The sequence below is a fragment of the Chromobacterium sp. S0633 genome (assembly GCF_024158805.1).
Taxonomy (GTDB): domain Bacteria; phylum Pseudomonadota; class Gammaproteobacteria; order Burkholderiales; family Chromobacteriaceae; genus Chromobacterium.
On the sequence record NZ_JAMZGH010000002.1, the window covers coordinates 138,659 to 155,263 of the forward strand.

A 16,605-nucleotide genomic window follows, 5' to 3' on the forward strand; every position below is an offset into this window, starting at 1 on the left:
TCAATGGTCGCGCCAGCGGTCTTCGAACACCAATTGCTCCAGCGGCTGGCGGCTGGCCCACTTTTCCTGTTCCAGCATCGGTTGGGCGTAGAACTCGGAGACATGGCCGAGGCAGAGCACGGCGATGGGCTTGGCGCCTTCCGGCATGCCCAGCAGCGCGGAGAGCGCGACGGGGTCGAACAGGGACACCCAGCCCATGCCCAGGCCTTCGGCGCGCGCCGCCAGCCACAGGTTCTGGATGGCGCAGGCCACCGAGGCCAGATCCATCTCCGGCAAGGTGCGGCGGCCGAACACATGGCGTTCGCGGCCGTCCATCAGGGCGGCCACCAGCACCTCGCCGCAGTCGCGGATGCCTTCCACTTTCAGGCGCAGGAATTCCGCCTGGCGCTCGCCCAGTTGATCCGCGGTGCGCAAGCGCTCCGCGTCCACCAGCGCGCCTATTTTTTCGCGCAGGCCGCGGTCCGCGATGCGGATGAAGCGCCACGGCTGCATATAGCCGACGCTGGGCGCGTGGTGGGCGGCTTCCAAGAGGCGGCGCAGCAGCGCCGGGTCCACCGGGTCCGGCAGAAAATGGCGCATATCGCGCCGCTGCTCTATCACCCGGTAAATGGCGGCGATGTCTTGATCGGGGTAACGGTGCATGGCGGGCCTTTCTTTAGATGCTGTTCAAGTCTGCGGCGCTCCAGCTCGCCAGCCTTTGAACAGGCTCTGACAAACAGATGCGGGGATTATTCAGTGTCGGAGGATAGCGGCTTTGTCACAGCTGGCAAATAGCATGGCGGCGCTTGCAGGCGGACTCATGACTTCGGTCAAGCGATTCAGCGGATTAGACGCTTTTGGCATGAGTTTCCCACATGACGCGGCGCATGCGGGCGTGATAAAGTGGACAGTCTGAATTCCAACGTCGCCGCGCCTGGCGCGGCGCGTTCGGCCATAGCCCGAACCGCTATCGCATCTTGATGATTTAGAGGACTTTCCGTGACCCGAATTGCAGAACTAGAACCCAAAGTCGTCTGGGAGCACTTCCAGACCCTGTGTGAAATCCCGCGTCCGTCCAAGCATGAGCAGCAATTGCGCGACTACCTGAAAGGCTGGGCGGAGCTGCGCGGCCTGGACACCGTGGTGGACGAGGTGGGCAACCTGATTATTCGCAAGCCGGCGACCCCGGGCTACGAAAACCGCGTCGGCGTGGTGCTGCAAGGCCATCTGGACATGGTGTGCCAGGCGAACACCGGCACCGAGCACGACTTCTTCAAAGACCCGATCCGCCCGACGCTGCAAGACGGCTGGCTGGTGGCGGAAAACACCACGCTGGGCGCCGACAACGGCATAGGCGTGGCGCTGGGCATGGCGGTGCTCAATAGCGAGGAGGTGCCGCACGGTCCGATCGAGGTGCTCTTGACGCTGGACGAGGAAGCCGGCATGGGCGGCGCGCTGGGTCTGGGCACCGGCCTGCTGCAAGGCCAGTACCTGATCAATATCGATACCGAGGAGTGGGGCGAGTTCTATATGGGCTGCGCCGGCGGCGTGGACGTCAACGTCAGCCGCGGCTACGCGAGCGAGACGCTGCCCGCCGGTTACCAGGCCGCCAGCCTGGTGATCAAGGGGCTGCGCGGCGGCCATTCCGGCGCCGACATCCACCTGGGACGCGGCAACGCCAACAAGATTCTGATCCGCCTGATTCGCGAACTGGAAGCGGAAACCGATCTGCGCGTGGCCTCGTTCAAGGGCGGCACCGCGCGCAACGCCTTGTCGCGCGAGGCTTTCGCCGCCGTGGCCTTCCCGGCCGCCGACGCGGCCAAGGTGGCGGCCAAGCTGGACGCCTTCCAAAGCCTGCTGCGTTTCGAGCTGGCCGGCGTCGACGAAGGCGTCACCGTGGTGCAGGAGCGGATTGAGCTGGACAAGGTGCTGGCGCGCGCCGACCAAGGCGCCATCTTCGCCGCGCTGCACGCGGCGCCGCATGGCGTCAAGCGCATGAGCCAGCGCGTCGAGGGCGTGGTGGAAACCTCCAACAATCTGGGCGTGGTGGTGCTGGAGGACGGCAAGCTGTTCGCCAACCTGATGGTGCGCTCCTTGCTGGATTCCGGCACCTGGATGCTGGCGCGCGAAGTGGAAAGCCTGTTCCTGCTGGCCGGCTGCCAGGTGGACATGGAAGGCGGCTACCCGGGCTGGGCGCCTAATCCGCAATCCAAGCTGCTGGCCCTGTTCCAGCAAGTCTACGCCAGCGAGTTCGGCGGCGAGGCCCAGGTGCAGGTGATCCACGCCGGCCTGGAGTGCGGCATCCTGGGCTCCAAGTATCCGGGCATGGACATGGTGTCCTTCGGCCCCAATATCCGCGGCGCGCACGCGCCGGGCGAGCGCGTGGAAGTGGAGTCGGTGGGCAAGGCCTGGCATTTGCTGAAGGCGGTGCTGGCGGCGGTGCCCGCGCGCTAAATCGCGGTCCTTGACGGTTTGAAGCGAACACCGGCCGGCGCCAGCGCTGGCCGGTTTTGTTTTTGCCGTCCTGGTTTTGCCCTATGATCACAACTGATCACGACAGCCGCGCCGTTGTTAGTCCTTGTTCAAAGTCCGCCGCGTAGAGCGAGACGGATGGTTAAAGGGGTGTTGAAAACCCGCTCATCGCTTTTTCAGCCGCAAGGCCTTGCCTCGCCCTGGTGCGCGAGATTTTGAACAGGCTCATCTTTCGCATGGAGACAAGCGATGAACGATTCCATCAAGCGATTATTGCTGACCGGCGGCCTGATCGTGTCGCTGGCCATGGGCATACGCCATGGCTTCGGCTTTTTCATGCCGCCGATGACCCAGGCCTTCGGCTGGAGCCGGGAAGCCTTCGCCTTCGCGCTGGGCCTGCAAAACCTGGTCTGGGGCCTGGCGCAGCCCTTCGCCGGCGCGCTGGCGGATAGGCACGGCTCCGGCAAGGTGTTGCTGGGCGGGGCCTTGCTTTACGTCGTCGGCCTGGCTTTGATGACGGTGTCCGGCACGCCCTTGCTGTTTTCGCTGTCGGCCGGCGTGCTGCTCGGCCTGGCCTTGTCCTGTGTCACCTACAGCGTGATTTTCGGCGTGGTGGCGCGCAGCGTGCCGCCGGCCTATCGCTCGCGGGCGATGGGCATCGTCGCGGCGGCGGGCTCTTTCGGCCAGTTCGCGATGATTCCGGTGGAGCAGGGCTTGATCGACGGCCTGGGCTGGTTGCCGGCCTTGCTGATTCTGGCCGGCTGCGCGGCCTTGATGCTGCCCTTGTCCGGCTGGCTGGCGCGCGAGGACCGGCCGGCGCAAAGCGCTGCGAGCGCGCATTTGTTGCGCAGCATGGCCGATACCTTCGCCGCCGCCTGGGCGGAGCGCGGTTTCCGCCTCTTGATGGCCGGTTATTTCGTCTGCGGCTTCCAGGTGGTGTTCATCGGCGTGCATCTGCCGGCCTATCTGCGCGACCACGGCCTGGGCGGCGGCGTCGCCAGCCTGGCGCTGGCCTTGATCGGCCTGTTCAACATTTTCGGCACCATGGCTTTTGGCGAACTGGGCAGCCGCTGGTCCAAGCCCGGCCTGCTCAGTTTCATTTACCTGGCGCGCAGCGTGGTGATCGCGGTCTTCCTTCTGCTGCCGCTCAGCGGCGTTTCGGTGGCGGTGTTCGCCGCGGCGATGGGCTTTCTGTGGCTGTCCACGGTGCCGCTGACCAATGGGGTGATCGCCGGCATGTTTGGCGTGCGTCATCTGGGCATGTTGTCCGGCGCGGTGTTTTTCTCGCATCAGGTGGGCAGCTTTCTGGGGGTGTGGCTGGGCGGGGCGCTTTACGATCTGCTCGGCAACTACGATCTGGTGTGGATGCTGGCGATAGCGCTGGGCTTGCTGGCCGCCGCCGCCAATCTGCCGGTGCGGGAAACCCCGTCGGCCAGTTTCGCCAAGGAGGACGCGTGAGAACCTGGTTGTTTTCCATCGGCGCGGTCTTGCTGCTGGCCTGGCTGACCGGGATGTATCTGCGCGCGGATTTCGTGGTGGATCTGGCCAACCGGGTGTGGACCTGCTTTGGCTAGGAAGCGGTTCAAGGTCCGCGGCGTTTCGGCGATACGGTGTTGAGAGTGTCTTTGGAATGCCGGCGCACTCCGCTTTCTCCGTCGTTTTCGCCTTGTCTCGCTCTAGCTCGCAAGATCGTAAACACGTTCTAAGCGCGGGCCGGTCTCTTGGGTTTTCTCGCGACAAAGGCTTGCGAGCCTGGCTCATCTCGCGGAAACTGAGTGTTTAGAGACGCGCTCGCGGCCAAGCCGGGCGGCGCGTCTTCACAGGATGTGTGCAATAGAGAAAGACTGGAAGCCGTGTCGGAACATTTACTTAAACAGCACCGCGACGCCATCGACAACATCGATGTGGAAATCCTCAATCTGCTGAACCAGCGCGCCACCCATGCGCGCGAAATCGGCGAGATCAAGGGCGGCGGCATCATTTATCGGCCCGAGCGCGAGGCGCAGGTGCTGCGCCGCGTCAAAGAGCTGAATCCCGGCCCCTTGCCGGGCGAGTCGGTGGCGCGCTTGTTCCGCGAGGTGATGTCCGAATGCCTGGCGCTGGAAAAGCCCTTGTCCATCGCCTATCTGGGGCCGGAAGGCACGTTCAGCCAGCTGGCCACGCTCAAGCATTTCGGCCACGCGGCGCGCACCGTGGCCTGTAGCTCGATCGACGAGGCCTTCCGCCTGGTGGAGTCGCGCGGCCTGGATTACGTGGTGGCGCCGGTGGAAAACTCCACCGAAGGCGCGGTGGGCCGCACGTTGGACCTGATGGTGACCAGCCCGCTGAAGATTTGCGGCGAAGTGGTGCTGCGCATCCATCACCATTTGCTGCGCAAGGTGGAGGGCCTGGATGGCATCCGCCGCGTGTACGCCCACGCCCAGGCGCTGGCGCAGTGTCACGAGTGGCTGAACAAGAATCTGCCGGAGGCGGTGGAGCGGGTGTCGGTGGCCAGCAACGCCGAAGCGGCGCGGCTGGCGGCCGAAGACGAGGGCGCGGCGGCGATCGCCGGTCAGGCCGCGGCCGAGCGCTACGCCTTGCTGAAGCTGGCGTCCAATATCGAGGACGAGCCCAACAACACCACTCGTTTCCTGGTGCTGGGGCTGCAGGACGTGGGCGTGACCGGTCAGGACAAGACTTCGGTCGTGGTGTCCGCGCCCAACCGCCCAGGCGCGGTGCACCATCTGCTGGCGCCCATCGCCGGCAATGGCGTGTCCATGAGCAAGTTCGAGTCGCGGCCCTCGCGGGCCGGGCTGTGGGACTATGTGTTCTTCATCGATATGGAGGGGCATAGAGACGACGCCAATGTGCGTCAGGCCTTGGCCGGCCTCGCCGAGTGCACTTCCTTCGTCAAGGTGTTGGGTTCTTATCCGCTCGCGGTGCTTTGAGCGCCGGAGGGGGATGCAAGCGGGCCGCGCAGCGGCCCGTTGTGTTTTTGACGCTGATGTTTCAATAGGGGAAAAATAAAAATGAAAGCCATCTGTCTGTTTTGCGGCTCCAATAAGGGCGCCAAGCCCGAATACGAAGCGGCCGCGCGCGATTTTGGCCGCACCTTGGCCGAGCAGGGTGTGACCCTGGTTTACGGCGCCGGCAAGGTCGGCCTGATGGGCGTGGCGGCGGACGCCGCGCTGGCGGCCGGCGGCAAGGTCGTCGGCGTGATTCCGGAGTTTCTCAAGGCCAAGGAAGTGGCGCATACCGGCCTGACGGAGATTCATGTCACCGAAACCATGCATCAGCGCAAGGCGCTGATGGCGGAGTTGTCCGACGGCTTCATCGCCTTGCCGGGCGGCTTCGGCACCTTCGACGAATTGTTCGAGATCCTGACCTGGGGCCAGCTGTCCTTGCACGGCAAGCCGGTAGGCCTGCTCGACGCCGCCGGCTATTACCAGCCCTTGCACCGGATGATGGAGCACGCGGTGGCCGAAGGCTTCGCCCGTCCCGGCAATATGGACCTGTTCCGCATCGGCGAGGACCTGCCCACGCTGCTGACGGAGATGCGCGCCTACCGGCCGCAAGAGGTGGCCAAGTGGCTGGACCTGGCCAAGGCCTGAGCCGGCGCTGAAACCGAGATGCGCGCAAAGGAAACGGCGGCGCTGGGCTGGCGCCGGCTGAAACGGGTGTTGACCTGGCCGCCGGCCTTGCTGGCGGCCTTGATCATCCTGTTCGAGGAATACGCCTGGGACGAGTTGTCCGCGGCGCTGGGACGCTTGGCGACCTGGCCGCCGCTGGCGGCGCTGGAGCGGCGCATCGCCGCCTTGCCGCCGTGGGCGGCCTTGGCGATGTTCGCGTTGCCGGCCGCCTTGCTGCTGCCGGTCAAGCTGGCGGCGCTGTTCCTGATCGGACGCGGTCACGCGCTGCTGGGCTTGCTGATCATTCTGCTGGCCAAGCTGGGCGGCACCGCGCTGGCGGCGCGGCTGTTTGCGCTGACCCGGCTGGCGCTGATGCGGGTGGCCTGGTTCCTGCGGCTGTATAATGGCTTCGTTTACTGGCGCGGGCGCATTTTCGAACGCTTGCATGCTTCGGCGCCGTGGCGGCTGGCGCATGCGCTGGCCGGCTTTTTCCGGCGCGGCGCGCAGCGTCTGTCGTTCTGGTCGCGGCTGGGACGGCGTTTGGCCCGGCGCTGGCGGCGATGAAGGGTTTTGAACGGGGTAGCGGATGATCATCATCATGAACCGGCTGGCGCCGGAAAGCGAAGTGGCGGCCGTGGTGGCCAAGATCCGCGGGGCGGGACTCAGCGAGCATGTGTCGCGCGGCGCGGAACGCACCATCATCGGCGCGGTGGGCGACGAGCGCAGCCTGTCGCCGGAAATGTTTGAATCCATGCCTGGCGTGGAGCGGGCGATGCGAGTGGTGCGGGAATACCGCATCGTGTCGCGGGAAACCCATCCGCAGAACAGCGTGGTGCAGGCGCGAGGCCTGGCTTTCGGCGGCGAGGCCTTGCAGGTGATCGCCGGTCCGTCGGCCGTGGAGTCGGCGTCGCAAATCGCTCAGGCCGCGACCGCGGCGCGGGCCGCCGGCTGCCGGCTGCTGCACGGCGGGGTGTTCAAGCAGCATCCCAGCCCTTACGGCTTCCAGGGCTTGGGCGTGGAGGGCATCGAGCAGTTGATCGCCGCCGGCCGCGCCGAAGGTTTGCCGGTGGTGTCCGAATTGGCCGACGTGCGCATGCTGGACGTGTTTCTGGAGCAGGGCGTGGACATCATCCAGATCGGCTCGCGCAGCATGCAGAACGTGGAGTTGTTGAAGGAAGTGGGGCGTTTGAACAAACCGGTCATCCTCAAGCGCGGCGTCGCCGCGACCTTGGGCGACTGGCTGATGGCGGCCGAATACATCGCCGCCGGCGGCAACCACAACATCGTGTTCTGCGAGCGCGGCATTCGCAGCTTCGAGCCGGCCTACCGCGCCACGCTGGACGTCAGCGCGATTCCCCTGCTCAAGCGCGAGACCCATTTGCCGGTGATCGTCGATCCCAGCCACGCCGCCGGCAAAGCCTGGCTGGTGCCCGCTCTGGCCAAGGCGGCCCTGGCCGCCGGCGCGGACGGCTTGCTGCTGGACATGCATCCGCAGCCGGAAGCCGCCTTGTGCGAGGCCGATCAGGCGCTGACGCCGGACGGCTTGGCCGCCCTGATGGCGGAGTTGCGGCCCTTGGCGGCGGCCTTGGGGCGTAGCCTGTAATCCGCTTTAGAAGCGCCGACGCATGAAAAAAGCCGCGATTACGCGGCTTTGCTCTTTTCGCGGAGGCGGGGCGTCACACTTTGTGGCGCTCGCACAGCGCCTGGAAGGCGCCCATATACTGATCCTGCACATAGGGCTTGAGCAGGGCCAGCACCTGCAGCACGCCGCGGTGGCCGGATTCCTCGGTGATCGGCGCCTTGGGGCGCGCGGTCTGTTCAAAGGCGAACCAGAACTTCACCACCAGCCAGATATTGATGCTGACCGGTTCGATGTCTTCCTCGTCCATTTCCAGCAGGCCCAGGCGGATGAATTCGCGAAAGTGCTCGGCCAGGATGTTTTTCAGCTCGGTGTTGACGAACTGGTGGTACTCCGACTGCATCTGAGGGTTGCGCGCCAGCATGCCCGGCAGGTCGTAGAACATGAAGCGGAACTGCCACATCGCCAGGAAGGCGGTGTCCAGGTAGTTGACCAGATCGTCCACCGTCATTTCGCGGTTTTCCGGCACCGCCAGACGCTGGTTGATGAACTCGCGGTACATCAGGAAGATCTGGTAGACGATTTCTTCCTTGTTGCGGAAGTGGTAGTACAGATTGCCCGGACTGATGCCCAGATGCGCGGCGATGTGATTGGTGGTGATGCTGCGCTCGCCCTGTTCGTTGAACAGCTTGAGGCTCTCCTGGATGATGCGGTCGTAGGTTTTGATTCTGTTTTTGCTCATGATGCGCTTGGGCTGTTCAATGACATTCGCGATGCGCCATTCTAACGCAAATTTGGAGTTCTTGCTCTAATTATTTGCGCGCGATACGCCTTCGCTTCAGGCCGGGGCGGCGTCGTTCTGCTCCGGAAAGCATTGCGCCAGAAAACTGTGCAGGATGGTTTGTTCGATACGATGCCGGTCTCGGGCCGGAATGGCGATGCGCAAGATCAACTGATAGCGTTTTTCATCCACCGGCTGCAAGGCGATGCGCGGCTCCACCGACGGAATGTCCACCAGGTTGCGTTTGGCCATGTCTTCCATGTGCTGACGCGCCACTTCCAGGTGGGGCTGGCAGGATTCTTCCGCCGCCGCCATCAAGAGGCGTTCGGCGCGGATGGGCGGCACGGTGTAGGCCATGGGCACGTTGACGATGTGCATCACATAGTCGCCCATATAGTTTTCGCGGATCACCGGCGTGGACAGCAGCAGGCTGTTGGGGAAGGTCAGCGCGCGCCCGGTCATCTGGTGCGAGCTGTGATTGGGTCCGATCTCCATCACCGTGGTGGACAGCAGGCCGATGTCCACCACCCGGCCGCGCACCGCGCCCACTTCGATGTGGTCGCCCAGGCTGTAGCTGTTGGAGGTCTGGCGCACCAGGCCGCCGGACAGGCACATGATCAGCTCCTTGGTGGCCAGGATCAGCGCGGCGGCGAAGGCCAGCATCGACACCGCGATGGTTTGCAGCTCGCTGGCCCAGATCAGGCCGATGCCCGCCAGGCCGGAGATGAACAGGATGTTGCGGGTGTTCACCGACCAGCGCCGTTTCGACTCGATCGCTATGCTGTTGTTGGCCGCCAGCAGCCGGTCCATCACCAGGCGGATGATCAGCAGGGCGGCGATCAGGATCAGCGAGCGCGCTATCTCGTGCGAGTAGTTGTCGCGCAGATAGCCTATCAAGTCGAATAGGGTGGCCTTGGGCTCCATGTCGGGCGTCGGTTTCAGCTTCAGTCGTTGAGTTTGACCGCGTGTTCGCGGGTTTCGTGGAATACGATGTCCGGCCAGCGTTCCTGGGTCAGTTGCAGGTTGACGCGGTTGGGGGCCAGGTAGGCGAGGTTGCCGCCGGCGTCGGTGGCGATGTTGATCTGCAGCGCCTTGACGAATTCGTCCAGCTTTTTGCGGTCCTCGCAGCTGAACCAGCGCGCGGACCAGATGCTGGCGGATTCGAACATCGCGTCCACGCCGTATTCGGCGGCCAGGCGCGAGGCCACCACTTCAAACTGCAGCACGCCCACCGCGCCCAGAATCAGGTCGCCGCCGCTGTGCGGCTTGAATACTTGCACCGCGCCTTCCTCGCCCAGTTGCTGCAGACCTTTTTGCAACTGTTTCAGCTTCAAAGGGTTTTTGATGCGCACGCCGCGAAACAGTTCCGGCGCGAAGAAGGGAATGCCGGTAAAGGTCAGTTCCTCGCCTTCGGAGAAGCTGTCGCCGATCTGGATATTGCCGTGGTTGGGGATGCCGATGATGTCGCCGGCAAACGCTTCTTCCACGATCTCGCGGTCGTGAGACATGAAGGTCACCACGCTGGAGGCGGCGATGTCGCGGTTCAGGCGCAGATGCTTCATCTTCATGCCGCGCTCGAACTGGCCGGAACACACGCGCAGGAAGGCGATGCGGTCGCGGTGCTTGGGATCCATATTGGCCTGGATCTTGAACACGAAGCCGGAGAACTTGCCTTCGGTGGGCGCGACATCGCGCACGGTGGCGTCCCGCAGCTGCGGCGCCGGCGCCCAGTTGATCAGCGCGTCCAGGATTTCGCGCACGCCGAAGTTGTTGATGGCGGAGCCGAAGAACACCGGCGTCAGTTCGCCGGCCAGGAACTGGTCCAGATTCCACTCGTTGGACGCGCCCTTGACCAGTTCGATCTCCATGCGCAGTTGTTCCATTTCCAGCGGGAACAGCTGATCCAGGCGGGGATTGTCTATGCCCTTGATCACTTCCACGTCGGTGATCAGTTTTTCCGCGCCCGGTTCGAACAGGATGACTTCATCGTTCAACAGGCTGTAGACGCCGCGGAAAGCCTTGCCCATGCCGATGGGCCAGGTGATGGGCGCGCAGCGGATCTTCAGCACGTTTTCCACCTCGTCCAGCAGCTCCAGGCTGTCGCGCACCTCGCGGTCGTATTTGTTCATGAAGGTGACGATGGGCGTGCTGCGCAGGCGGCAGACGTTCAGCAGCTTGATGGTCTGCTCCTCCACGCCCTTGGCCGCGTCTATCACCATCAGAGCGCTGTCCACCGCCGTCAGCACGCGGTAGGTGTCTTCGGAGAAGTCCTGGTGGCCCGGGGTGTCCAGCAGGTTGACGGTGTGGTCGCGGTACTCGAACTGCATCACCGAGGACGCCACCGAGATGCCGCGCTGCTTCTCGATCTCCATCCAGTCGGAGGTGGCGAACTTGCCGCCTTTCTTGCCCTTGACGGTGCCGGCCATCTGGATGGCGCCGGAGAACAGCAGCAGCTTTTCGGTCAGCGTGGTCTTACCGGCGTCAGGGTGGGAAATGATGGCGAAGGTGCGGCGGTGGGACACTTCTTCGGCGATGCGGGCGAGTTCGGCGGACATGGGGATGCTTGTATTGGAATTCGATAAAGCCGGCTATTTTACCGGACTTGCCTTAAGGTGGAAGTTTTATGTTAATATTGAGAATGATTATCATTAATATAACAAAACCGTGATGCCTGGCTGCTACCTTTTCTCGTCTTGCCCCGATTCCATTTCCCCCGCTCAAAATCCGCCGCGTTTCCGCCCCAAGGCGCTCGTGCTCAGCCTGGCTTGCCTGGCCGCGCCCGGCGTCTGGGCCGCCGAGGCGCCGGCGCGCCTGGACACCGTCCACGTCACCGCCGACGGCCCGCAGGCGCGGGTGGGCAGCAATAAGCTGGACCGCGAAGAAATCGAGCGGCCGCAAGCCCGTTCGCTGGCCGAAGTGCTGGACGCTCTGCCCGGCGTCAACGCCGGAGGCTCGCAGCGCCCCGGAGGCCAGACCATCAATGTCTGGGGCTTCGAGTCGGTCGAGCATGTGCAAGTGTCCCTGGACGGCGCGCCGCAAGGCTTCGACAAATACCAGCAGGGGACGTCTTTCATCGACCCGGAATTATTGGGATCGGTGGAAGTGATGAAGGGGGGGCATTCTCCGTTTTACGGCAACGGCGCGTTTGGCGCCGTGGTCAAGGCGGAAACCAAGACCGTGGCGGAGTTGCTGCAGCCGGGCAAATCGGTGGGCGGCTTCGCCAAGCTGATGTACCAGGACAACGGCAATCAGTTCGGCCAGTCGCTGGCCGCCTACGCCGGCGGCCCGGGCAGCAAGGCCGACATCCTGGCCTATGTGACGCGCTCGCGCGCCGGGGACGGCAAAAAGGGCGACGGCTCCAGCACGATGTTTTCCGGCAACGATCTGGAGGGCGGCATGCTGAAACTGGCTTGGCGTCCGGCGCCCGGCCACAGGCTGCGCCTGGGCTGGGTGAGCCAGGAGGAGGAGCGGCGCACGCCGTGGGCGGCTAAGCGCGGCGATATTCCCGCGCCAAGCGCGGCCGATATCAAGAAGTACGGCTGGGAAGGCGCTTGGTTGCGTCAGAGCGTGTGGCGCGAACAGCAAAACGAGACGGTGAGCGCGGACTGGACTTTTGTCAGCGATTCGCCGTGGCTGGATCTGCAGCTGAGTTACGCCCAGTCGCGGCGTTACCAGCACGATACCCGGCCGCCGACGGCCAGCATCTACGCTTTTTCCTCCTTGTTCGGGAACGAGAGCTGGGTGACTCAGCGCGACCGGCGTCTGGAGTTGCGCAATACCGCCCGCTTTGGTTCCGGCTGGGCGCGTCAGGAAGTCACGATGGGCGTCAGCTGGGCGCACAAAACGCTGGATGCCTTGTTCTATCGCCCGGACAAGGTGAAGGATCCGGCTTACAACTACGGCTATTTGAATCCGCGCTACCAGCCGCCGGGCGAAGAAACCGTGCGATCCGCCTACTGGGTGCATCAATGGCAGCCCTTGGACAGCCTGACGCTGACCCCGTCGCTGCGCTACGACCATGTGTGGATACAGGGGCGGGAGAATCTGGCTTCCGCGTATAACGATCCGGCCAAGGGGCATGATTACAGCGGTCTGGCTTATTCCGGTTGGTCGCCGCGGCTGGGCGCGCGTTGGAACTTCCGCCCGGGCTGGACGCTGGATGCGGGCTATACCCGCACCTGGCGGGCGCCGTCGGTGGACGAAATGTACGATACCCAGACTTTGGGCAGCACGACGGCAAGCAGCCGCCAGCTGCGGCCGGAAACGCTGAACGCGGTCAAGCTGGGCCTGGAGTACGAGCGCGGCAATGTGTTGACGTCCGGGGACAATCTGTCGGCGGCGGTGACCTGGTATCGCCAAACCGTCAAAAACGACATCGCGCAGCGCCTGGGGCCAAACCGGGGAGACGCGCCGGGCGCGCCCTTGCCGCCGGTGATCGGTTTCTATCGCAATATGCCCGGCTACGTGATCCAGGGCTTCGAATTGGAAGGGCGTTATCAGGCCGGAGGCTGGTTCGGCAGCCTGTCTCTGTCATCCACCAAGGGCGAGCGCAACCATAGCCTGATGGACCCATGGGGCAAGGACGAGCCCATCACCAATATTCCGCCGCGCAAGGCGGTGGCCAATCTCGGCTATCGCTGGAACAAGATCGGCCTGTCCCTGAGCGGGCAGGGCAAGTTCGTGCGCAAGCAGGACCGTGTCTTGGTCGACTCGCCCTACGCCTATCCGGCGCAGCACGGCTATTCGCTGTTCGGCCTGTCTCTGGGCTGGCAGCCCAAGGGCAGTCTCAAGGGCTTTGAGGCGCGCTTGGCGGTGGACAATCTGTTCAATGTCCAATACGAGCCCTATCTGACCGAGGGCGCCGAGGGCATGGGGCGCGCGATCCGCACCAGCGTGTCCTGGCGTTTCTAAATGCCGGGAAACAGCTTGAGTCCGATTTAAGACCAGGAGGGGCCGCGCGCCCCTCCTTGCGTTACAATGGCGCTCCGAATCCCTAGCAAAGGAGCGTCTTCGTGTTTACCGGTATCGTCCAAGGGGTGGCGGAAGTGATCGCCATCACGGAGAAGCAGGACTTCCGCACTCATACGCTGCGCTTGCCCGACGCGCTGTTGCCCGGTCTGGAACTGGGCGCCTCGGTGGCCCACAACGGCTGCTGCCTTACCGTCACCGCCATCAACGGCGATCAAGTTTCCTTCGACCTGATGCGCGAAACCCTGCGCGTCACCAATCTTGGCCTGCTGCAAGCGGGCGATCTGGTCAATATCGAGCGCGCCGCGCGTTTCGGCGATGAAATCGGCGGCCACGCGATGTCCGGCCATATCTTGTGCCTGGCCAAGGTGTCCCGAGTGATCGATCTGCCCAATAATCGCACCGTTTGGTTCGAATTGCCGGCGGAACACATCAAATACGTGTTCGCCAAGGGCTATATCGGTATTGACGGCATCAGCCTGACCATAGGCGAGGTGACGGACAACCGTTTCTGCGTGCATCTGATTCCGGAAACTCTGGAGCGCACCATCATCAAGTCGCGCAAAGTGGGCGATCTGATCAATATCGAAGTGGATCCGCAAACCCAGGCCATCGTGGAAACGGTGGAACGGGTGCTGGCCCAGCGCGGAGCCGCTGAGTGAACAGAGCCGGCCGGCGCGTGCTGGCCTCCTGGAGCGGCGGCAAGGATTCTTGCCTGGCCTTGTGGCGCGCGGTGAGCGCCGGCGCCAGCCCGCAGGCCTTGCTGACCATGATGGACGAGGGTGGCCGGCGCTCGCGCTCGCATGGGGTGCGTCCGGAAGTGCTGGCGCTGCAAGCCGCGGCGCTGGGCCTGCCCTTGCGGGTGGGCCGCGCGAGCTGGGACGGTTATGAGGCCGAGTTTATCGCCCGGCTGGAAGAGGCGCGCGCCGACGGCTGCGAGGCCGCGGTGTTCGGCGACATCGATCTGGACGCCCATCGCGAGTGGGAGGAGAAGGTTTGCGCCGCCGCCGGCCTGCAAGCTTGGCTGCCGTTGTGGCAGCAGCCGCGCGCCGAGCTGGTGCGCGAATTCATCGACGCGGGCTTTCGCGCCCGCATCGTGGTGGTGAACACCCGGCTGGCGAGCGAAGAGTGGCTGGGTCGCGAGTTGAGCCGCGAGGTGGTGGACCGGATGTTGGCGGAAGGTTTGGACCCTTGCGCCGAGGCCGGCGAGTTTCACACATTGGCGACGGACGGGCCCTTGTTCGCGCGGCCCTTGCGTTTGCGCGACGGCGACATCCATCGCCATGGAGATTATGTCAGCCTGGACCTGTTGCCCGGCTGAGAAACTGTTCAAAGTCTGTTGCGCTTCGCGAGGGCGCGGCACGGCGAGTTAGCGCTGCAGAATGCCGATGCGCCGTATACGCTCTTCAGTTGTTTTCGCCTTGGCCCGCGAGACTTTGAACAGGTACTGATAATGAATTCGGGCGGGCGGCGGCCCGCGCCAAAAACAAGTGCTTACGAAGGAAGACGGTATGACTATTTCCCCGATTCAGGACGTTATCGCCGACATCAAGGCCGGCAAGATGGTGGTGCTGGTGGACGCCGAAGACCGTGAGAACGAAGGCGATCTGGTGATGGCGGCGGAGTTCGTCACCCCGGAGGCGATCAACTTCATGGCCAAGCACGGCCGCGGGCTGATCTGTCTGACCTTGACCGAGGAGCGTTGCCAGCAATTGAACCTGCCGCTGATGGTCAGCAATAACGGCACTCCGTACAGCACCAACTTCACCGTGTCCATCGAAGCTGCCGAAGGCGTGACCACCGGCATTTCCGCCGCGGACCGCGCTCGCACCGTGCAGGCCGCGGTGGCGCGGCTGGCCAAGCCGGCGGACCTGGTGCAGCCGGGCCACATCTTCCCGCTGAAGGCGCAAAAAGGCGGCGTGCTGATCCGCGCCGGCCACACCGAGGCCGGTTGCGATCTGGCGATGCTGGCCGGCCTGGAGCCGGCCGGCGTGATCTGCGAAATCATGAACGACGACGGCACCATGGCGCGCTTGCCGGAACTGGTGGAGTTCGCCGGCGAGCACGGTTTGAAGGTGGGCACCATCGCCGACCTGATCCAGTACCGCAGCCGCACCGAATCGCTGGTGGAAAAAGTGGGCCAGCGGCCGGTGGATACGCCGTTCGGCGCATTCGAGCTGCACGTGTTCCGCGACATCACCACCCGCGCCACCCATCTGGCCCTGGTCAAGGGCGAGATCCAGTCGCAGCGCGAAACTCTGGTGCGCGTGCACGAGCCCTTGTCGGTGATCGACGTGCTGGCGCCCTTGTGCAGCCAGCACTCCTGGACTGTGCCCAATGCCTTGGAAATGATCGAGGAGGCCGGTCACGGCGTGGTGGTGCTCTTGTATCGCGACGAAACCGGCGAGGCGCTGGCGCAGCGCGCGCTGGGCCAGGAGCAGCAGAAGCAGCGTTGGGACAGCAAGACCTTCGGCATCGGCGCGCAAATGCTCAAGGCGCTGGGCGTGGGCAAGATGAAGCTGATGACCGCTCCGGTCAGCCTGCCGTCTATGACCGGCTTCGACCTGGAAGTGACCGGCTTTTGCCAGCCGAGCGCCTTCCACGTGGATGAAGAATGAGCGGCTGCGCAATGGCTAAGGCCCGGGGATTGAGGTAGAATCTCCGGTTTTCCGTAGTGATTCCGCCGCGAGGAACAAGATGCTTCAAGCTATCCAGCGTATAGAACCCGATCTGACGGGCAAGGGCCTGAAAATCGGCGTTGTGATGTCGCGTTTCAACACCCCGGTTTGCGAAGGCTTGCGCGACGCCTGCTTGGGCGAGCTGGCCCGGCTGGGCGTGGCCGCCGAGGACGTGACCCTGGCCACGGTGCCGGGCGCGCTGGAAGCGCCGCTGGTGTTGCAGACCATGGCCAAGAGCGGCCGCTTCGACGCGCTGGTGGCGCTGGGAGCGGTGATCCGCGGCGAAACCTACCATTTCGAACTGGTGTCGAACGAATCCGGCGCGGGCGTGACCCGCGTCGGCCTGGACTTCGACATCCCGATCGCCAACGCGATTCTGACCACCGAAACCGACGAGCAGGCCGAAGTGCGCATGGAAGTCAAAGGCCGCGAGGCCGCTGCCGTGGCGGTGGAGATGGCGAATCTGCGCAAGCGCATCCAGCGCGGCTGATCGGCTCCCGCCAAGATACCGGAGCCGGGCGTGCCCGGCTCACCGCTCTT

At 64.2% G+C, this 16,605-nt stretch carries 15 protein-coding genes; 11 read left to right on the forward strand and 4 right to left on the reverse strand.

Annotation, left to right across the window (positions count from 1 at the left end; all coding sequences use genetic code 11):
- Complete coding sequence (gene bluB, locus NK214_RS01760) at positions 1-642, reverse strand: 5,6-dimethylbenzimidazole synthase (RefSeq protein WP_107798878.1); 642 nt, start codon at positions 640-642, stop codon at positions 1-3.
- A 336-nt stretch (positions 643-978) separates the two neighbouring features.
- On the opposite strand from bluB, the gene NK214_RS01765 reads away from it, so the two are divergent.
- The 6 genes from NK214_RS01765 (at position 979) to aroF (ending at position 7,662) form a co-directional block, all read left to right on the forward strand.
- Positions 979-2,433 (forward strand): aminoacyl-histidine dipeptidase, encoded by a 1,455-nt coding sequence (locus tag NK214_RS01765; RefSeq protein ID WP_227103309.1) that lies wholly within the window; start codon positions 979-981, stop codon positions 2,431-2,433.
- Between the two features lie 267 nt (positions 2,434-2,700).
- On the forward strand, positions 2,701-3,909 hold the full coding sequence (locus tag NK214_RS01770; RefSeq protein WP_253313641.1) for an MFS transporter: 1,209 nt from the start codon (positions 2,701-2,703) through the stop codon (positions 3,907-3,909).
- A gap of 395 nt (positions 3,910-4,304) precedes the next feature.
- Positions 4,305-5,378: a prephenate dehydratase gene (gene pheA, locus NK214_RS01775; protein WP_227103307.1), complete on the forward strand. Its 1,074-nt coding sequence runs from the start codon at positions 4,305-4,307 to the stop codon at positions 5,376-5,378.
- A gap of 81 nt (positions 5,379-5,459) precedes the next feature.
- Positions 5,460-6,041 (forward strand): TIGR00730 family Rossman fold protein, encoded by a 582-nt coding sequence (locus NK214_RS01780; RefSeq protein WP_253313642.1) that lies wholly within the window; start codon positions 5,460-5,462, stop codon positions 6,039-6,041.
- An 18-nt stretch (positions 6,042-6,059) separates the two neighbouring features.
- Positions 6,060-6,623 (forward strand): hypothetical protein, encoded by a 564-nt coding sequence (locus tag NK214_RS01785; RefSeq protein WP_253313643.1) that lies wholly within the window; start codon positions 6,060-6,062, stop codon positions 6,621-6,623.
- 22 nt (positions 6,624-6,645) lie between these two features.
- Positions 6,646-7,662 (forward strand): 3-deoxy-7-phosphoheptulonate synthase, encoded by a 1,017-nt coding sequence (gene aroF / locus NK214_RS01790; RefSeq protein ID WP_253313644.1) that lies wholly within the window; start codon positions 6,646-6,648, stop codon positions 7,660-7,662.
- A gap of 73 nt (positions 7,663-7,735) precedes the next feature.
- Here aroF and NK214_RS01795 read toward each other — a convergent pair whose 3' ends face one another.
- The 3 genes from NK214_RS01795 to NK214_RS01805 all read right to left on the reverse strand — a co-directional run bounded on the left by NK214_RS01795 (position 7,736) and on the right by NK214_RS01805 (position 10,974).
- Entirely contained in the window at positions 7,736-8,380 is a 645-nt protein-coding gene (locus NK214_RS01795; RefSeq protein WP_107798884.1) for a TetR/AcrR family transcriptional regulator, read from the reverse strand.
- 96 nt (positions 8,381-8,476) lie between these two features.
- Positions 8,477-9,343: a mechanosensitive ion channel domain-containing protein gene (locus NK214_RS01800; RefSeq protein ID WP_235088474.1), complete on the reverse strand. Its 867-nt coding sequence runs from the start codon at positions 9,341-9,343 to the stop codon at positions 8,477-8,479.
- A gap of 20 nt (positions 9,344-9,363) precedes the next feature.
- Complete coding sequence (locus NK214_RS01805) at positions 9,364-10,974, reverse strand: peptide chain release factor 3 (protein ID WP_227103300.1); 1,611 nt, start codon at positions 10,972-10,974, stop codon at positions 9,364-9,366.
- Between the two features lie 196 nt (positions 10,975-11,170).
- Here NK214_RS01805 and NK214_RS01810 point away from each other — a divergent pair, with 196 nt between their 5' ends.
- The 5 genes from NK214_RS01810 to ribH all read left to right on the forward strand — a co-directional run bounded on the left by NK214_RS01810 (position 11,171) and on the right by ribH (position 16,555).
- A complete protein-coding gene (locus NK214_RS01810; RefSeq protein ID WP_253313645.1) occupies positions 11,171-13,330 on the forward strand; it encodes a TonB-dependent receptor domain-containing protein in 2,160 nt (719 codons plus the stop codon).
- A 101-nt stretch (positions 13,331-13,431) separates the two neighbouring features.
- The gene (locus tag NK214_RS01815) at positions 13,432-14,049 is read left to right on the forward strand and encodes a riboflavin synthase subunit alpha (protein WP_107798888.1); all 618 of its coding nucleotides are present in this window, start codon (positions 13,432-13,434) and stop codon (positions 14,047-14,049) included.
- Positions 14,046-14,708, forward strand: a complete 663-nt coding sequence (locus NK214_RS01820; protein WP_253313646.1) for a diphthine--ammonia ligase — start codon at positions 14,046-14,048, stop codon at positions 14,706-14,708. The genes NK214_RS01815 and NK214_RS01820 overlap by 4 nt, the downstream gene beginning before the upstream one ends.
- Before the next feature lie 190 nt (positions 14,709-14,898).
- A complete protein-coding gene (gene ribBA / locus NK214_RS01825) occupies positions 14,899-16,005 on the forward strand; it encodes a bifunctional 3,4-dihydroxy-2-butanone-4-phosphate synthase/GTP cyclohydrolase II (protein ID WP_235088479.1) in 1,107 nt (368 codons plus the stop codon).
- A 79-nt stretch (positions 16,006-16,084) separates the two neighbouring features.
- Positions 16,085-16,555 (forward strand): 6,7-dimethyl-8-ribityllumazine synthase, encoded by a 471-nt coding sequence (gene ribH / locus NK214_RS01830; protein ID WP_081547190.1) that lies wholly within the window; start codon positions 16,085-16,087, stop codon positions 16,553-16,555.
- Positions 16,556-16,605 lie beyond the last annotated feature (50 nt).